Raw genomic sequence first — 17,985 nt, forward strand, 5'->3', positions numbered from 1 at the left:
CCTTTGATTATTCGGATCCCGTTGTGCCCACTTTTCGCGGGAAACGGGACGGGACACGGCTTGGACCGGACGTCACAGCGCGCCGAAACCGACGGCGTGCTTGGTTTCCGAACCGATGATCGCGTAACCGAGCGCATCGGCCGGCACGACGATATGGCGGCCCTTGTCGTCGGTCAGCTCGATGGTCTGATGCTCGGAGACGGCCTTGCCGATCACCGCGTTCACCTCGTCCGCGCTCTGTTCGGTGCTGAACGTGACGGTGCGCGCCACATTGCGGATACCCAGTTCGATGTCCATGATGCTCCTTGATGACGGCCGCCACGTGGCGGCATGCGTTTTTCTCTATTGTGCCAAGCGGCGTGGCCGGTACGTTCGGTTACGCCGTCGGCGTGGACGCTTCCTCGCCGTGTTCGCCGCTCTCATGGTCATGATCGTCATGCCCGGCCGGGGTGCCGCCCTGCGCCACCGCGCGCGTGATGCCGGTGCGCGACGCCAGGCCGAGCTGCGCATCGCGCAAGGCACGCTCCTCCTGCTCGAGCAGCGGGATCAGCACGGTCTGCGCATCCTGCTCCTGGGCCGGGCTCATGCCTGCCTGCTGCTGGCGGACGCGATCCTGGTACGGCTGCGAACGGTAGACCTGCGGCTGGTTGTCCGGCGTGTCGTCGGAACCGTCATACGTCTGATCGATGAACATCGCACGGGCCTCGTCCGGGCTGATCGCCATCGTCGGGGAACTCGACGGGGTCCATGACCGGGAGTCGGGCGACGGACGGTATGCCGTCGGCGTGGATTCGGGTGTGTGATCGGCCGTGGCATCCGTCTCACCGGTCGGATCCGACACGACCTGTGCGGAATCGGTGCGATCCATGTCTCCGGTCTCATCCGATCCGGTCATGGCCGACACGGCAGGAGCAGCGGCTCCCTGACCGGCCTGTGCTCCGGCCTGTGCGAGACGCCGCTCGCTTTCGCGCAGCAGCGTGCCCACGGTGATCGTGGACGGCGCCTTGCGCTCGTCGGTCTCGTCTCCGGCGCCCTGCGGTCCGCCGTCATCCGCCGATCCCGCCGCAGGAGCCGAAAGCGGCGCGCCGTCGGCCTTGTGCGTGACGATGCCGAGCTGATGGGCCAGACGATCCACCTGCGCCTTGAACTGCATGATCTTCACGTTGTCGGCACGGTTCAGCGCCTGGATGAAATCGCCCACCTGCTCCATCTGCAACCACAGGTTCGCGCGCAGCATGATCAAATCGTCCAATCGCGAACCCATCATCCGCCCGTATGCGGCCAACACCGCGTTGCGATGTTCCTCGTCCAGTTTGGCGAAGATCCATGCAAGGTCGCGGGCGGGATCGTTGATCTGCATGCCCTGCCAGTTGGTGATCGCGGTGATCGTGGAACCGGAATACAGTACGTCGCCGTCCACGAACCCGCCATGCACAAAGCATGTGGCGAACGACCACAGGCCGTCCGTCTCGATGATCCGCGCCCAGCTGCCGGTGATCTCCGGAGGAATATGACCTGCGGCGCGCAACCGGGTGATCCACTTCGACAGCTGCGCGTGGATCTGCGACGTGCCGAACGACGGGTAACCGCCCGACCCCACCATCGTGCCTGGCAGACGGTGGATCGCGCCGATCGCCGTGCCGATCGCCGAGCAGTCGTCCAATGTGAGCAGATCGAGATTGCGCGCGATGCCGTCGAGATGGTTGATGACCATGACCGCGGTGCCCCCGGTCGGTCCCTTCTCGTTGGCGTCCTGGAACGCGACGACCTGATCCAACCCGAATCCCAGGCCGCCGGGCTCACGCGCCTGCGCCAGCGTGCGAGCGGCCCGCACGCGGTTCCTCAGCCTCTTGCATCCGGCCTCGGTGTCGGATGCGAATACGTCGTACTGCCGTCCGGTCGAATCCAGGACGATCGCCTGATCGATGCCGGCCGTGCCGTCCGCGGCATTCTGCGATCCCGCTTCGCGCACTCCGGCCACGGCGATGCTCGGCATGGCCGCGCAGGCAAGGGCCGCCAACTGGAATTTGCTTCGTTCACTCACAGTTACACCCTAATACATCCCCTGACTCGAACCGGTGTCATCAGGCCAAAACACGCATGGCGCTCGCATGAAGGTGCGGTGGCTGCCACAATGGAACGCATGACATCGGCACAGGACACCCACGCACAGGATCTGCTTGACGGTTTGGACGAATCGCAGCATACGGCGGCGGCCACCGTCGACGGTCCGGTGCGCATCGTCGCGGGGGCGGGCGCGGGCAAGACGCGCACGATCACCCGGCGCATCGCATACGCGTGCAGGAGCGGGCAGTGGGATCCGTCGGGCGCGCTCGCCGTGACGTTCTCCGTCAAGGCGGCGAACGAGATGCGTTCGCGGCTGCGCGGGCTTGGCGTGGATGACGTGACCGCGGCGACGTTCCATTCGGCGGCGCTGCAGCAGCTGCGCCGGCACTGGGAGGATATCTGCGACGCGCCATTCCCGCATATAGCCGACGATGGCGAGCCCCGGCGCATCATCGATGTGGCGCTGGGGCGGGTGTGCGCCGCGGCTGGTGCGGACGAACAGACGGCCCGCGCCGTGCAGGAGGAGATCAACTGGGCGAAGGTGTCGCTGATCGCGCCCGGGGACTATCCGCGCGTGGCCGCCGCGCTGCACCGCCGCCCGCCGGCAGGTTTGGAGGTGCAGCAGTTCGAGGACGTGTACGACTGCTACGAGCAGGAGAAGACGTCGCACGGACTGATCGATTTCGACGATATTCTGCTGATCGCATGCCATGTGCTCGACGAGTTCGATGACGTGGCGGCGGACATCCGTCGTTCGGTCCGCTGGCTGACCGTGGACGAGTACCAGGACGTGTCGCCGTTGCAGCATCGGCTGATGACATTGTGGCTGGCCGACAATCGCAATGTGTGTGTGGTGGGAGACCCCGCGCAGACGATCTACTCGTTCGCCGGCGCCAGCAGCTATGACCTGCTGTCGTTCCCCGGGCAGTTCGGACCGTTGGCCGCCGACGTGAGCCTGAACACGGACTACCGTTCCACGCCGCAGATCGTCGGATACGCGAATCGTATTCTCTCCAGGTCTCCCGAACGCGGGGACTATCTGCGTCTGGTCTCCGCCCGGATCGACGGCGAGCACGTGCGGCACACGGTCTACGAGTCGGACGCTGACGAGGCGAGAGGGGTCGCGGGGCGCATCGCGGCCATGGTTGCCAAGGGGGAGGATCCGTCCGACTTCGCGATCCTGACCCGTATCAACGTCCAGCAGCGCCTGTTCTGTGACGCGTTGCGGGAGCTTGGGCTGCGGTATCGCGTCCGGCGCGATACTGGATGGTCGGGTGCGGCCGGAGACGATCCGGCCAGCCGGCAGGCGGTCCTCGAATCGTTGGGAGCTGACGGTGCGGCGCGCGCGGGAGCGGTCAACGTGTCCACGATTCACGCATCCAAGGGTCTGGAGTTCAGGCATGTGTTCCTGGTCGGCTGTTCCGAGGGTCTGATGCCGTATGGTTCTCCCGCGGACGGCGACGCCTTGGAGGAGGAGCGTCGGCTCGCGTATGTCGGCGTCACCCGTGCCGAAGACAGCCTGCACCTGTCGTATGCGCGCGCCAAGGATCCGGCCATGCCCGGCCGGCCGCGCGTCCCCAGCAGATTTCTGACCTGACGGTCGGCCGGCGCCTACTGTCGTTCGTCGTCCGGGGAATCTCCGGAATCCTCGCCGAGCAGCTTGCTCAGCTCGGCGTCCCAGTCGATCGCATCGGAGCCGCCGGACGAACCGTTCGACCGGTCCGGAGTGCCATCGCCGTTGCCTGCGTTCGCGGCATCCGTTGCGCCGTCGGCCGGCTTGTCGCCTGGCAATGCCGGCAACAGATCCGGATGACCCCACTTCGCGTCACGGGTCTCGATGCCGTCAGTCGCGCCGATCTGCTCCCAGAGAGCCGCCGCCTCGCGCATGCGCTTCGGTCGCAGCTCCAATCCGAGCAACGACTCGAACGTCCGCTCGGCCGGGCCGCCGACCGCGCGTTCGCGCCGGATCATCTCGCGCAACTGTTCGATATGCGGGATGTGCGCCATGCCGGCACGCCAGACCACGCAGTCCACCCAGCCTTCGACCAGTGCGAGCAGCGTCTCCAACGACGCTTTCGCCTCCTGCTGCTCGGGCGTGTCCGCAATGCCCACCTTCGTGAGGTTCACCGCGCCGGAGATCGCCTCCGGATCCATCGAACTCGCCTCGCGCAGCTGCTCCTCCATCGCGTCTAGGTCGATGTCCACGCCGCGCGCGTACTTGCCGATCAGCGCCTCGAACCGCGGCATCAGCCATGGCACCGACGCGAACAGGCGCGCATGCGCCATCTCGCGCAACGCGAGGAACGACATGACCTCCGCGACCGGGATATCCAGCGATTTCGCATACTCCTCGACGTTCTGCACGATCAGGCCGCCCGCGGGATTGGCCAGCAATGCGACGCCCTGATCGAAACTGCCGTGTACCTCGTGCGACAGGTCGCCCGCCGCATGGCCCAGCTGCATCGCGAACGACGTGTTGCCCAGCAGCCGCATCAGCTGCGCCGGGTTCTTCATGCCTTCGGGGATCGGAATCGACACCGGGCCCGCGAACACGCCCGCGATCTCGCCGTTGAACGCGTCTCCCAGACGTTCGGAGATCACCGAGGCCAGCGCCTCGTTCATCGACTCGGCGACCGGTGCCGCGAACTTCGCCCACGCGTCGATCGTTTCCTCCACCCAGCCGGCGCGGGTCATCACCTCGGGTTCGCCGGCCACCGGATTCATTTCGCACGCCGTGTCCAGCCACAGGTTCGCCTCGCTCATCGCACGGCGCGCCGCGGCTCCCGACTCCGCGCTCACCGTCGGCAACGATCCCTCTCCGTTCGCCTGCTGCAAGGCGATCGACTTGGCCAGCTTCACGTTGATCGGCCCTTCGGCCACGGTCTGCTGCATTTCGCTCGGCGTGTTCAGCCCGCCCGTGGTGAACGCCTGCATCAGCGCTTGCACCTCGCTCGGCTTGGGCAGCTTCGACGGGTCCTGACTCATGAGCTGGTCCTTGATCGCGTCGGGCAGGTCGTTGAGCTGTTTGAAGGCCATCTCGCCCTGGATCGGGCCGAAGCATTCGATCAGCCACTGGTGGATTGCGTTCTCGTCCATAGTCCGTTCCCCGCTTCATGTGTTAACGTCGGTTGGTTCCATAGTATTGGAGGTATGCCGAACATGCACACGAAACGCCAGTCTCACGCCCAAGGCATATTCTCACGTATCGGCGCACGGGTGCGCGAATACTACGGGGCGCGTCCACGCGGGTATCTTACCGGGGCGTTCGCCGTGCTGCTGTCGGTTGTCGTGCTGTGCCTGCCCAGCGCCTACGCGGTCGAAGGCCCCGGCCCCACCGCCGACGTGCTTGGCAAGACGGGCGGCAAGAACGTCATCACCGTCACCGGAGCCGACACGCATCGGGACACCGGCAAGCTGCTGCTCGTCACCGTCAACGCGTCCGGCGTGCCCGGCTATCCGGTCACCAACGCGCAGACCCTGTGGGCGTGGCTCGACCCGCAGCAGACCGTCATGCCGCAGGAGGCCGTCGTGCCGGTCGGCCAGAGCGCCGAGGAATACCAGAAGGAAAGCGAGAAGGAGATGACCTCCTCGCAAGGATCCGCGACCGCCGCCGCGCTTGCGTACGCGAAACAGACGCTCGGCATCGACACGGACGGTGTGACGGTCACCATGCACGTCGACGACATCGGCGGCCCGTCCGCGGGCATGATGTACTCGCTCGGCCTGATCGACAAACTCACCGAAACGGATGAGACGGGCGGCCAGACGATCGCCGGCACCGGCACGATGTCGAAGAACGGCAAGGTCGGCGCGATCGGCGGCATCAGGCTGAAGATGATCGGCGCGAAACGCGACGGTGCGACATGGTTCCTCGCGCCCGAATCGAACTGCGACGAGGTCGTTGGCCATGTGCCGGCAGGGTTGCGCGACGTGAAGGTCGCGACGCTCGACGAGGCGTATCAGGCGCTGGTCGCGATCGGGAAGGGCGAGGGCGCGGACCTGCCGCACTGCACCGCCTGACGGCCGGGAAAGACATGTCCGGCAAGCGTGCGGATCATGCGCTCCGGAAGCGGATCGCATGATCGTTTGATGAGACGCGCCGCGCGTGTTAACGCGGCTGTTCCCCGCGGTTTGCTAATGTAATGTCCCGTGAATCAAACGGCATCTGATAACGCTGAAGAGTTCGGTTTCCACAAGGGCGACATCGTCCAGGAGTGGATGTGGGACGAAGACGTGGACGATTCGATCCGCGCCAAGATCGAAGACCTGACCGGTGAGGATCTGGTCGACGAGGATTACGATTCCGCCGTGGACGGCGTGATCATCTGGTGGCGCGACGGCGACGACGAGGACGAGCTATCCGACACCATCGTGGATGCCTACGCGGTGCTCGGCGACGACGGCCCGCTGTGGGTGCTCACCCCCAAGCCCGGTCGCCCGGGTGCGGCCAGCTCCAGCACCGTGCAGTCCGCGGCGAAGACCGCCGGCATGAACGCCGCCACGCCGCTGACCATCAGCAAGGACTGGAACGGCATCCATCTGCGCGCCTTCGGCAAGGGGCGCTGACAGACTTCAAGCATCATGTGGAGACGATCCGGTACCGTCTCCACTTCTTGTATGTGGCCGTATGCTGGCCGGCCGTGCGGGCAACATACGGGGCCGGCCCGGCTGCTGATATGACGAAGCCCCCGGAACCTTGCGATTCCGAGGGCTTGATCGCAGTGGGCGATGAGGGGCTCGAACCCCCGACATCCACCGTGTAAAGGTGGCGCTCTAGCCGACTGAGCTAATCGCCCGCGTTGCACTACTGTATCATGCGGCCGGACCGTGCGACACGGCGTGGCATGGCCGGCCGCCCGGCGCGCGGGAGAAGGCATGCGTCCTTGAGTCGCAAGCGCAACGTACAGTTGAACCGTTGGCACTATCCATAGGAGGTTGATATCCGATGGCGCAGGAAGCTGAAGCAGAACGTGGCGGGTCGTCCATCGCCCGTGCCTCGAGCCGCAAACTGGGGTACGATACGGGGCAGGTCGATGCGTTCCTCAACAAGGCCCACGCGTTGTACGACAGCGACGGGGCTGGGCTGACGCAGCAGGATATCCAGAACGTCTCCTTCGACTTGGCTAAGGGGGGCTACGACATCGCACAGGTCGACGCGGCACTGTCCCGACTGGAACGGGCCGTTGTCGACCGTCAGACCGCGACCCAGATCGCCGAGCAGGGGCGCGTCGCATGGCGTGCCCAGACCGAGCAGCTGTATCGCCGGATCGACGCCCACGCGCAGCGCTCGGAGGGCGAGCGTTTCGCACCGGGCAAGAAGAAGCAGCCGTCATATGACCGCAAGCAGGTGGACTCCCTGATCAACGACGCCGTCGACAAGGCAGCCGCCGAACTTGGCGTGGACGGCGCGGATCGCAAGCTCGCCGAGGATCTCAAGCAGGTGACCGCCGCATCGGTCAGCAACGCGACCTTCACGCAGCGCAAAGGCCCCCGTGGATACGACGAGCGACAGGTGGATTATTTCCTCAACTCCTGCGTTCAGCTGCTCAGCCGTCTCGAATCGTTCTCCCGGGTCAACGAGCTCGACGACGCCGCGAGCGCCAAGGCCGCCTCCGGTCCGGTGGCCGCCACCGTTCCCGCGTCGTCCGCGCCGTCCGGGCAATCCGGCGCCGTCTCGCCGCTGTTCGCAGCCGGAAACGGCCAGACCGCGGCACCCGCATCGTTCGCCCCCCACAGCAGCGACAAGGAATCGTTCGACGCGCTGCACAAGGCGGAGCAGGCCATCTTCACGGCGCCGGTGCCGGCCACGCCGGTTGCGAGCGTGCCGCCGGCACCGGTTGCGGCACATGTTCCCGAGACGCCCGCGACTCCCGCACCTGTCGTGCCGCCGGCACCGGTCATTCCCGGTGGCGCGGATTCGTCGCTGGCCGAGCTGGCGCATATGGCCGAGGCCTCGCAGGAGATGGACGCGCCGAGCGCCTTCCACCCGCATATGCCGAGTCTGTCGACTCCGGCCGTGACCCCGGTGCCACCCGTTGAAGATGCCTCTCCTGCGCCGCAGCCCGCATCCCCGGTTCCGGTTCCCGCCGACGGCGAGGCGACAGGCATCATCATGCCGTCGGCCGAACCCGCCGCGCCATCCGAGCAGATGCCCCAATCGTTCGCTCCGGCCGTCAAGCCGCAACGTTCCGCATCTCATGGACGTGTCAGCCAGTCCGCCGCGCAGGCTCCCGCCGTGTCCGAGAACGTGCCGCAGCAGGTGCCGGCCACGCCGGAACCGCAGGCCGAGCCTCAGATCCAGCCCGATTCGATCCCCTCGTTCGCTCCGGCCGAGATGCCGCAGCATGAGTCGACTCGCCCGGCTGAGCCGCAGACCGAATCCGCTCCGGCCGAACAAGCGAAGCCCGAAGTCGTATCGCCGGCATCCGCGCCGGACAAGAACGAGACGGTCTTCCCGTCCCTCTTCCCTCAGGTCGACACTGACATTCCCGATCTGTCGTTCCCGTCCCTGTACGGCGACGACACGAAGAAGCACGCGTGAGCTCGCACGGCCACGGCCGTGAGACGTTTTGCACCATCACCGACAATACAAAGGACACATCGTGAAACAGCAGGCTACGGTGGTCATCCTCGGATCCACCGGATCCATCGGTACACAGGGTCTGGATGTCATCTCCCGTCACCCCGAACGGTTCGCCGTCACCGGTCTCGCCGCGGGCGGCTCCCATGTGGAACTGTTGGCCCGGCAGGCCGCCGCATTCCATGTGCCGCAGGTCGCGGTGGCCGATCCGAGCGCAGTGAAGCCGCTGCGCGAGGCACTTGACCGTGCGGGGGCCACCTATACCACCGTGCAGGCCGGATTCGATGCGGTCATTGGACTCGCCGGATGCGGAGCCGGCGTGGTACTCAACGGCATCACCGGATCGATCGGTCTCGAACCGTCGATCGCGGCGCTCAAGGCCGGCTCTCAGCTCGCGCTGGCGAACAAGGAATCGGTCGTCGCCGGCGGTCACCTGCTGTTCAGCTCGCAGACGCGCGACAACCAGATCAACCCCGTCGATTCGGAACATTCCGCGATCTGGCAGTCGCTGCGCGCCGGCACGCACGGCGAGGTCAGCAAGCTCGTCGTCACCGCGTCCGGCGGCCCGTTCCGCGGTTGGAAACGCGCCGACATGACCGGCATCACGCCCGAACAGGCGTTGAACCACCCGACGTGGCATATGGGCCCGGTCGTCACCATCAACTCGTCCACGCTGATGAACAAGGGTCTCGAGGTCATCGAGGCGAGCCGGCTGTTCGACATCGCGCCGGACCGCATCGACGTGACCGTGCACCCGCAGTCCATCGTGCATTCGATGGTCGAGTTCTGCGACGGCGCGACGATCTGCCAGGCGTCGCCGCCGGACATGCGTCTGCCGATCGCGCTCGGTCTGTCCGCGCCGGATCGTCTCGACAATGTCGCGGCGGCGTGCGATTGGACGAAGGCCGCCAGCTGGACGTTCGAGCCGCTGGACGACGAGGCGTTCCCGGCCGTGTCGCTGGCCCGACATTGCCTCAAAGCGTCCGAAAAGCATACGGCAGTGCTCAACGCGGCCAACGAACAGGCCGTGCACGCGTTCCTCGAACATCGCCTGCCGTATCTGGGTATCGTCGACACCGTCAAGGAAGTGCTTGACGAGATGGATGCCGAACTGCGCGGCGCCCCGCTGTTCGAATCCGTGGAGGAAATGAGTCAACTCGAGCTGGAAGCCCGCCGTCGCGCGGACGATCTGATAAACAAGCAGTAGTCGATATCGTGAATACGGGCCGTGCGGTTGCCGCCGGCCCGTAACTATGCCACGTAGGGAAACAGACCAGAACATGAATCCTTCGAATACCGAAGCCGCAAGTCTTCAGCAGCCCGTCAACAAGCCGTTTCGCAAGACCGGCGACCCGGTCGAGCTGACCAGCGAATCGCCGCTGCACCCGCGCCGCAAGTCGCGCCGCATCATGGTCGGCCCTGTGCCGGTCGGCGGGGGAGCACCCATCTCCGTGCAGTCGATGACCAACACGCTCACCGCGAACGTGCCGGCCACGCTCCAGCAAATTGCCGAGCTGACCGCCGCGGGCTGCGACATCGTGCGCGTCGCCGTGCCAAGTCAGGACGATGCGGACGCGCTGCCCGAAATCGTACGTAAGTCGCCGATTCCGGTCATCGCCGACATCCATTTCCAGTCCAAGTACGTGTTCCAGGCCATCGACGCCGGTTGCGCGGCCGTGCGCGTCAACCCGGGCAACATCCGTAAGTTCGACCAGGTCGGCCCTGACATCTGCAAGGCCGCGACCGATGCGGGCATTTCGCTGCGCATCGGCGTGAACGCCGGCTCGCTCGACAAGGACCTGTACGCCAAGTACGGCGGCCCGACCCCGGAAGCGCTTGTGGCGAGCGCGCTCAAGGAGGCGCGCATGTTCGAGGACGTCGGCTTCCATGATTTCAAAATATCCGTCAAGCACCACGACGTGATCACCATGGTCGAGACCTACCGTCTGCTCGCCTCGAAGGGCGACTGGCCGCTGCACCTGGGCGTCACCGAGGCCGGTCCGGCATGGCAGGGTACCATCAAGTCATGCCTCGCGTTCGGCGCGCTTTTGGCCGAGGGCATCGGCGACACGATCCGCGTGTCGCTGTCCGCGCCGCCGGTCGAAGAGGTGAAGGTCGGCTGCAAGCTGCTCGAATACATGGGACTGCGCCCGCGCAAGTTCGACATCATCTCCTGCCCGAGCTGCGGCCGTGCGCAGGTCGACGTGATCCAGCTCGCCGGTGCCGTGACCGAAGGATTGAAGAACATCACTGCACCGATCCGCGTGGCCGTCATGGGCTGTATCGTCAACGGCCCGGGCGAGGCGCGCGAGGCCGACCTCGGCGTGGCCTCCGGCAACGGCAAGGGCCAGATCTTCATCAAGGGCAAGGTCATCAAGACCGTGCCCGAAGACCAGATCGTTGAGACGCTGCTCACGATCGCCAACGACATCGCCGCGCAGATGGAGGCCGACGGTCAGGTTCCGGCCGGATCCACCGGCCCGGTCGTCGTACCGATTCAGCATCCGAACCGCGCCGCATGACGACACAGGATCAGCGGACCGCCGCCGAGCCGTCGTCGCAGTTGTGGAGTCGCGGACGACGGCTTATGCTGCGTCTGCCGATCTTCATCATGCTGATCGGCATACTCGTCTATGTGTCGAACGCGACCACCGTGCCGTGGAGCAATGAGCCGACCGGCCGCACCATCGCCTCGCTCGACGCCGATACCGCCGTCACGTTCGACAATCCGCGGCATGTCGCACTGCATCAGATCGGCGACTACGACGTCGTCGAACGCACCGTGTACTTTGACGCGAAGCAGCCGTCCACCGGCGAGACGCAGCATATCCGCATGCTGATCCGTGAGCCGAACGTCGCCGATGATGGTTCGGTCGACGGCAGTGCCGGCGATGCAACAGGTTCCGCCGGCACTGCCGCAACGAAAGACAACCTGCCCGCCGTCGTCTTCATGCACGGTGCGGGCCATGGCGGCACCCCGGACGACTCGTTCGGCGACATCGCCACCGACATGGCGTCCGCCGGATTCGTCACCGCCGTCATCGACAAGCCGATCTGGTCGACCAACGACGTCACGCGCGATTATCCGGCCTCCGCGGCCGCTTATGATCAGGCCATCGAAACCTTACGCGACCTGCCGAACGTCGACTCGGCGAACGTCGGCATCTACGCGACCAGCGAATCGACGTGGATCTCCTCATATCTGCTGCAACAGGACCATGACATCGCGTTCCAGATCCTCTTAAGCCCGATGGTGTTCACACCGCGCCAGTCGCTCGGATTCCTCGCCGCGCAGGATTTCACGCTCGTCGGCGCGAACGGCGGCTACCAGTCGATCGTGCACCGCGTGTTCAGTTTCGACACGGCCCTGATCGGTCTGACGAATTTCGATCTCGCTGATATTCCGAACGCGACGGCCTACTCGATTCCCACGTTCATCGCCTACGGGTCGAAGGACGTGATGACCGCGCAGGTCGACGGCACCGAGACGATTCTCGATCTTGCACGGGCGGCCGGCAACACGGACGTGACGGTGCGTACATATCCGATCGCCAACCATGTGATGCGGTTGGGCAGCGACGAAGAGGCCGGAACGCCGTTCGCCGACGCATACACGCGTGACGTGATCGACTGGGCGGCCGGTACTGTGGCGGGATTGACGCAGACCAGCGAGCGGGTCGCCGGCGATTCGCTGTACCAGTCGATCGCCGTGCCTGACGATCCGGTCGCACGGCGCGGACTGACCGTGTATGGGCTGCTGCTGCATGCCTCGATGGCGGTGACGTTGCTGGTCGCGCTGGTCGTGGCCGTGATCGCGGCCGTGATCGCGGCCGGATGTTCGCTGCGAGGACGGCTGCGGGGGCGACGCAACGTGCTGGGATTCGCGCACGGGTTCGGCCATGCGCTGCTGACGTTGACGCTGACCACCGTGGCGACGCTGCTGCTGTTCGCGGCCGGACTCGGGCAGGTGATCATGGGCGTGGTGCGGCTTGCGTGGGGCAGTGCGCCGGGCGACGATCCGGGCATCATGCGATGGAGCTGGCCGGTCATCCAGATCGTGTGCACGCTGGTGGTGTGGGCGTGGAGCGGTGTGTTCGCGCGGCTCATCGAGGTCGCGGCGTCGCGTGGTATCCTGCAATGGCCGCCGCGTGCCGGTTCCATTCGCGCGGTGGTGACCGGCCGTGAGCCGGTGCTCGCTTCCACCCGGCTCGGGCGTGTGCTGTTCTGGTCCGTCGTCTCGGCGATGCTGCATATATTGTTATTCTTCGCGTTCTGGGGTTTGTTCGTGTACTAGTGCCTTGTTGGGCCTCAACTGACGTATCTTTATTCTCGGCCCCCTCGGCTGAGGGGGCTGTCGGCAAAGCGGAGCGTCAGACCCATTACGTTAAGCCCGACAAACACTAAGCGCAGAAAGGAGCCGCGCACATGCCGCTGTACCGCGACGAGGCCGTCGTTTTGCGCACCGCCAAACTCGGCGAGGCCGACCGCATCATCACCATGCTCACGCGTGGCCACGGCAAGATCCGCGCCGTCGCCAAAGGCGTGCGCAAGGTCAAAAACCGTTTCGGCAGCCGGCTCGAACCGTTCATGCGCGTCGACGTGCTCATCGCCACCGGCCGTTCCCTCGACGTCGTCTCCCAAGCCGACTCCATCGCCGCCTACGCCGCGCCGATCTGCGCCGACTACGACGCATACGTGGCCGCCGGCGTGATCGTCGAGACCGCCGACAAGCTTGTCTCCGCCGAACACGAGCGCACGCCCGCGCAGTACCAGCTGTTGATCGGGGCGCTGCACGCGCTCGCCAAGCGTGCGCACGCGCCGGCCATGATCGGCGACTCGTACGTGCTGCGCGCTCTCTCATTGGCCGGCTGGATGCCGCGACTGGCCAGTTGCGTGGTGTGCGGGGAGCCGGTCGGCTCGCCGGCGTATCTGTCTGTGGCGTCGGGCGGCGTGATGTGCGCGGCCGATCACACGCCGGACGCGCACCGGGTCGAACCGGCGGTGTTGCGGCAGTTCGCGGCGCTGGCGCACGGGGACTGGACAGCGCTGGATGGTGCGGGCGGTACGGCCGAATCCCCGTTGCTGCCGGCCACGCGCCGCTTGGTGGAGGAGTGGAGCGAATACTACATGGAACGGCCGATTCGTTCACTGCGCTTGCTAGATTAGCGTCTATGGCTTTTGAGAACGTCGACTACACGTCGCTTGACATTCCGGCGGCGCCTTTTTCCGATCCGTCCATCATCCCCGATTTCCCAAAGAACAAGGTGCCCCGCCATGTGGGTGTGATCATGGACGGCAACGGCCGGTGGGCCAAGCAGCGCGGCATGATCCGCACCAACGGCCATCAGGCCGCCGAGCCGGTGGTGTTCGACACGATCGCCGGCGCGATCGAGGCGGGTGTGCGCTACCTGTCGCTATACACGTTCTCGACCGAGAACTGGAAGCGCTCCCCTCAGGAAGTGCGCTTCCTCATGGGGTTCTCGCGTGAGATCATCCACCGCCGCGTCGCGCAGATGGACGAGTGGGGCGTGCGCGTACGCTGGTCCGGCCGCCGGCCGAAGCTGTGGAAGTCGGTCATCGACGAACTTGAGGTGGCGCAGGAGCGCACCAAAAACAACAAGACGATCGACGTGGTGTTCTGTATCAACTACGGCGGCCGCGCCGAGATCGCGGACGCGTGCGCGGCGATCGCCCGCGAAGTGCGCGACGGACGTATCTCCGGCGACCGCGTCACCGAGAAGATGATCGCCGACCATCTCTACCTGCCCGACGTGCCCGACTGCGATCTGGTGATCCGCACCTCGGGCGAGCAGCGCACGTCGAACTTCCTGCCGTGGCAGGCCGCCTACGCCGAGCTTGACTTCGTGCCTGAACTGTTCCCCGACTGCGGCCGCCAGGTGCTGTGGCGCTCCATCGACCATTACGTCCACCGCGACCGGCGGTTCGGCGGGGTGACCAAGTAGCGTGTGCCGGTTCCCGGGATTCGCTCCGACAATCCCGGGAACCAAGAGTCGCACAATAACGAACAAAGGCCGGAACCACATTGGCGTGATTCCGGCCTTTGACATGTTCACATGCACGAAGTCTGGTTCCCGGGATTTCTTGCGGAATATCCCGGGAACCAGACTTCGCGCTTACTCCAGTCCGATGGACTTGAGGTGATGGATCTTGAGGCTGTCGACCTTGAGCGACCCGGACTCGGCCACCAGCTTGATGGCGCGCGGACCCTCGGACGCATAGGAGTAGGAGCTCAGGACCTGATGGCCGTGGTTCACATATACCTCGACCGAGCCGCGGTCCACGAACACGCGCAGTTCCAGCTTGCCGGTCAGCTCATCCACATCGAGCGGCGCAGCGCGGTAGCCGCGGTCGCCGTGCTTCATCGCGCCGCGGTCGACCACCACGCGGCCGATCTGCTCATCAAAGCCGATCGCTGTATACGCGCCGTCCTCGGTCGCATGCACGCGCAGGCCCGCACGTTCTGCGGTCGAGGCATCCAGATCGATCGTCATCTCGATCTCCACGGCCTCGGCATTGTCCAGCAGCGTCTTGTCGCCGTCCTGCTTCAACTCAATCGCACCGAAATCGATCGTGTCTTCACGCAGACCCTCGACCTCGGCGACCGGCGCGGTGTGGATGTCACCGCAACGCGAGCCGAGCGTGATCTCGCGGGGGAGTGTCAGCTGGCCGCACCAGCCGTCGTCCTCCATCGGGATCGGCTGCACGAACGGGCTCATCCAGCCGTACATGATCTGCCGGCCGTCGCGGCCCGGAGCCTCGGTGTCGCCGGCGGCCGTGTTGAACGACTGCGGCGCGTAGTAGTTGTGGCCGCAATCCCACAGGCGGAACTCGGTCTCCGGCACGAACGCCTCGCCCGGCGTCCACGAGCCGATCTGGTAGCCGGCGGCCGACGTGCTGTGGCTGTCGAAGCCGTGCTTCTTCGCGCCCATCGCCGAATAGCCGATGACCCACTTCTCGTTGCCCTCGGCGTCGCGGATCGGGAAGAAGTCAGGGCACTCGAGCATGAACACGTCCGGGTCCGGATGCTGGAACAAGACGGTCTTGAACGTCCAGTCGACCATGTCGTCGGAGGAGTACAGCCACATCTGGCCACGCTGTTCGGCGGAGGAGACGCCGAACGTCATCCACCACTTGCCGGCGGTCTTCCAGACCTTCGGATCGCGGAAGTGCCAGTGGACCTGATCGCGCGGGCAGTCGACCACCATACCGCGCTTGGTGATGTGCGTGAGCGTGTCGTCGTCCGGCTCGGCAAGCATCTGCACCTGCCATTCGCCGCCGGTGTTGTCCACGCCGTTGGCCCAGCGGTGGCCGGTGTAGAAGAACTTGACCTTGCCGTCGTCGCCGATGACCGCGCCGCCGGAGAACACGCCGTTCTTCTCCTGCTCGAGGCTCGGGGCGAACGCGATCGGCTCGCGACGCCAGGTCACCATGTCGGCGGAGGAGACGTGGCCCCAGTGCATCGGGCCCCACTGGGTGCCGTACGGGTGCAGCTGGTAGAAGACGTGCCAGCGGCCCTGGTAGTAGCACAGGCCGTTCGGGTCGTTGATCCAGCCGCCGTTCGAGGCGATGTGGAACTTCGGGTACCAGCGGTCGTTGCGGGTGGCGGCGAGTTTGGCGACGCCGGCCTCGGCTTTGGCGAGTTCGGCGTCGTGGTCGGCGATCGGGGTGAGGATGGGGGATACGCTCATCGTTGAGTTCCTTTCTGCGGGGGTGATGTTGGGTTTGATGATGAAGGTTCGGATGGGAGCGGATCGGGTCGGAGTGGATGCCGTGCGGGCCGGATAGGGGAGCGGAACGGCTGACAGATGATGCCCGGCGCGAAAAAAGGGGAAACGCTGCCGGGCACCACGATTATGTTGGTCGCGTGGCCGCGTCGGATGACGCGGGATGCGCGAAGCCGGGGAGGATCAGGCCTTGGCCGCTTCCATCTGGCGCAGCTGCTTGTCGGTGTAGAACGGGTCGCCGCCGACATCCTGATCGTCCTTCTTGATGATGAAGAAGCCGTAGATGAGTGCTGCGAGCACGATGGCGGAGATCAGCCAGAAGGTGACGCGCGATCCCATGTCGTTGTCCGGCAGGAGGCCCTTCATGTAGCCGTGGAACGCGCCCAGCGGCGTGGAGAAGATGATCTGGCCGACCTGAGAGGCGATCTGGAAGCCGACCATGTACAGCGTGGCCGACAGCTTGGTGTCGAAGTGCAGGGTGAAGTAGCGGAACGCCGGCAGGCAGAACAGCGGCACCTCGATGGAGTGGAACATCTTGACGATGGAGACGGTGATCGGATCGTGGAACACGCCGCACAGGCCGATGCGGGCGAACATGACGAACGCGCCGAGAAGCAGCGAGTTGCGTACGCCGATCTTCTTCATGATGATCGGCACGACGCCCATCATCGCGGATTCGAGGAAGACCTGGAAGCCGTTGAGCGTGCCGTAGGTGGCGTTGCCGATTTCGGCGGTCGGGAACAGGCCGGCGTAGTAGACCGGGAACATCTGCTGATCGAACACGACGTAGAAGGTGTTGGTGAACAGCATGAAGACGATGAGTACCCACAGGGTCGGCATGCCGAGCACGCCCACCATCTCCTTGAACGTCGGGCCGGACTTCTCGGCCTTCGGATCGGCGGCCTTCTTGAGCTCGTCCTTCTGCTCCGCCGGAATCCAGAACGCGTAGATGCCGAGCATGATCAGGCCGCACGCGGAACCGACCCAGAAGTTGATCATCGGGTTGATGTTGAACATGAAGCCGGCGCACAGGGCGACGATTGCATAGCCGAAGGAGCCCCAGGCGCGCGACTGGCCGTATTCGAAGTTGAACTTGCGGCTGTAGCGTTCGGTGACGGCCTCGAGCAGCGAGCAGGCGGCCATGAAGCCGGCCGACAGCACGATGGATCCGATGAGCGCGCCGGCCCAGCGGATGGAGCCGCCGGCCGCGATCATCGGGTGGTAGACGAACTGGACGAACGGTCCGACGAGCGCGGCGATGACGGAGGTGACGATCACGAGGTTGCGCTTGATGCCGAGCTGGTCCTGGATCGCGCCGTACGCGAACATGATGACCATGGTCGCAGCGGAGTTGATGGAGTAGATGGTGCCGATCTCGGCGTCGCTCAGCTGGAGCGATTCCAGCCAGATGCGGAAGAAGGACCACCACACGCCCCATGAGCAGAAGAACATGAAGATGCCGAAGGAGCTTTGCAGGTAGGAAGGATTCTTCCATGCTGCGGTCTTGCCTGCTGCCATTGCATTCCCTTTTCTCTCGCGGCCGCTGCCATGCGGCCGTCTTGTTGTTTGTGATGTTGTGCTGTGTTTGGTTAT

At 65.3% G+C, this 17,985-nt stretch carries 14 protein-coding genes and 1 tRNA gene; 9 read left to right on the top strand and 6 right to left on the bottom strand.

The features are described 5' to 3' along the window. Positions 1 to 72: 72 nt before the first annotated feature. Together JS541_RS04565 and JS541_RS04570 are read right to left on the bottom strand one after the other, a co-directional pair. Positions 73 to 297, bottom strand: a complete 225-nt coding sequence (locus tag JS541_RS04565) for a DUF3107 domain-containing protein (RefSeq protein ID WP_214373300.1) — start codon at positions 295 to 297, stop codon at positions 73 to 75. 79 nt (positions 298 to 376) lie between these two features. Continuing rightward, on the bottom strand, positions 377 to 1,996 hold the full coding sequence (locus JS541_RS04570; protein WP_236036812.1) for a phosphotransferase: 1,620 nt from the start codon (positions 1,994 to 1,996) through the stop codon (positions 377 to 379). Positions 1,997 to 2,134: 138 nt separating this feature from the next. Here JS541_RS04570 and JS541_RS04575 point away from each other — a divergent pair, with 138 nt between their 5' ends. Continuing rightward, entirely contained in the window at positions 2,135 to 3,664 is a 1,530-nt protein-coding gene (locus JS541_RS04575; RefSeq protein WP_214373344.1) for an ATP-dependent helicase, read from the top strand. A 14-nt stretch (positions 3,665 to 3,678) separates the two neighbouring features. Here JS541_RS04575 and JS541_RS04580 read toward each other — a convergent pair whose 3' ends face one another. After that, on the bottom strand, positions 3,679 to 5,163 hold the full coding sequence (locus tag JS541_RS04580) for a zinc-dependent metalloprotease (RefSeq protein WP_214373301.1): 1,485 nt from the start codon (positions 5,161 to 5,163) through the stop codon (positions 3,679 to 3,681). 54 nt (positions 5,164 to 5,217) lie between these two features. On the opposite strand from JS541_RS04580, the gene JS541_RS04585 reads away from it, so the two are divergent. Both JS541_RS04585 and JS541_RS04590 read left to right on the top strand, forming a co-directional pair. Next, positions 5,218 to 6,087: a S16 family serine protease gene (locus JS541_RS04585; RefSeq protein ID WP_214373302.1), complete on the top strand. Its 870-nt coding sequence runs from the start codon at positions 5,218 to 5,220 to the stop codon at positions 6,085 to 6,087. A 129-nt stretch (positions 6,088 to 6,216) separates the two neighbouring features. Next, positions 6,217 to 6,633 (top strand): DUF3052 domain-containing protein, encoded by a 417-nt coding sequence (locus tag JS541_RS04590; protein WP_214373303.1) that lies wholly within the window; start codon positions 6,217 to 6,219, stop codon positions 6,631 to 6,633. 156 nt (positions 6,634 to 6,789) lie between these two features. Here the strand turns inward: JS541_RS04590 and JS541_RS04595 are convergent. Then, positions 6,790 to 6,863, bottom strand: a tRNA-Val gene (locus JS541_RS04595). 149 nt (positions 6,864 to 7,012) lie between these two features. Here JS541_RS04595 and JS541_RS14990 point away from each other — a divergent pair. From JS541_RS14990 to JS541_RS04625, 6 genes are all read left to right on the top strand, one after another. Continuing rightward, positions 7,013 to 8,608, top strand: a complete 1,596-nt coding sequence (locus JS541_RS14990) for a DivIVA domain-containing protein (RefSeq protein WP_214373304.1) — start codon at positions 7,013 to 7,015, stop codon at positions 8,606 to 8,608. Positions 8,609 to 8,666: 58 nt separating this feature from the next. Continuing rightward, positions 8,667 to 9,854 carry a 1-deoxy-D-xylulose-5-phosphate reductoisomerase gene (gene dxr, locus JS541_RS04605; protein WP_214373345.1) on the top strand — a complete coding sequence of 396 codons (1,188 nt, stop codon included), beginning with the start codon at positions 8,667 to 8,669 and terminating at the stop codon, positions 9,852 to 9,854. Between the two features lie 73 nt (positions 9,855 to 9,927). Beyond that, entirely contained in the window at positions 9,928 to 11,169 is a 1,242-nt protein-coding gene (ispG, locus tag JS541_RS04610) for a flavodoxin-dependent (E)-4-hydroxy-3-methylbut-2-enyl-diphosphate synthase (protein ID WP_214373305.1), read from the top strand. A 65-nt stretch (positions 11,170 to 11,234) separates the two neighbouring features. After that, positions 11,235 to 12,941, top strand: coding sequence for an alpha/beta hydrolase (locus JS541_RS04615; protein WP_236036813.1), 1,707 nt, complete (start codon positions 11,235 to 11,237; stop codon positions 12,939 to 12,941). Between the two features lie 131 nt (positions 12,942 to 13,072). Then, the gene (gene recO / locus JS541_RS04620; RefSeq protein WP_214373307.1) at positions 13,073 to 13,813 is read left to right on the top strand and encodes a DNA repair protein RecO; all 741 of its coding nucleotides are present in this window, start codon (positions 13,073 to 13,075) and stop codon (positions 13,811 to 13,813) included. A gap of 5 nt (positions 13,814 to 13,818) precedes the next feature. Continuing rightward, positions 13,819 to 14,610, top strand: coding sequence for an isoprenyl transferase (locus JS541_RS04625; protein ID WP_214373308.1), 792 nt, complete (start codon positions 13,819 to 13,821; stop codon positions 14,608 to 14,610). Between the two features lie 171 nt (positions 14,611 to 14,781). Here JS541_RS04625 and JS541_RS04630 read toward each other — a convergent pair whose 3' ends face one another. Together JS541_RS04630 and JS541_RS04635 are read right to left on the bottom strand one after the other, a co-directional pair. Beyond that, complete coding sequence (locus tag JS541_RS04630) at positions 14,782 to 16,356, bottom strand: GH32 C-terminal domain-containing protein (protein WP_214373309.1); 1,575 nt, start codon at positions 16,354 to 16,356, stop codon at positions 14,782 to 14,784. Positions 16,357 to 16,575: 219 nt separating this feature from the next. Beyond that, a complete protein-coding gene (locus JS541_RS04635; RefSeq protein ID WP_214373310.1) occupies positions 16,576 to 17,910 on the bottom strand; it encodes an MFS transporter in 1,335 nt (444 codons plus the stop codon). Positions 17,911 to 17,985 lie beyond the last annotated feature (75 nt).

Origin of the sequence: Bifidobacterium sp. SO1 (assembly GCF_018555335.1) — a bacterium.
Taxonomy (GTDB): Bacteria; Actinomycetota; Actinomycetes; order Actinomycetales; family Bifidobacteriaceae; genus Bifidobacterium; species Bifidobacterium simiiventris.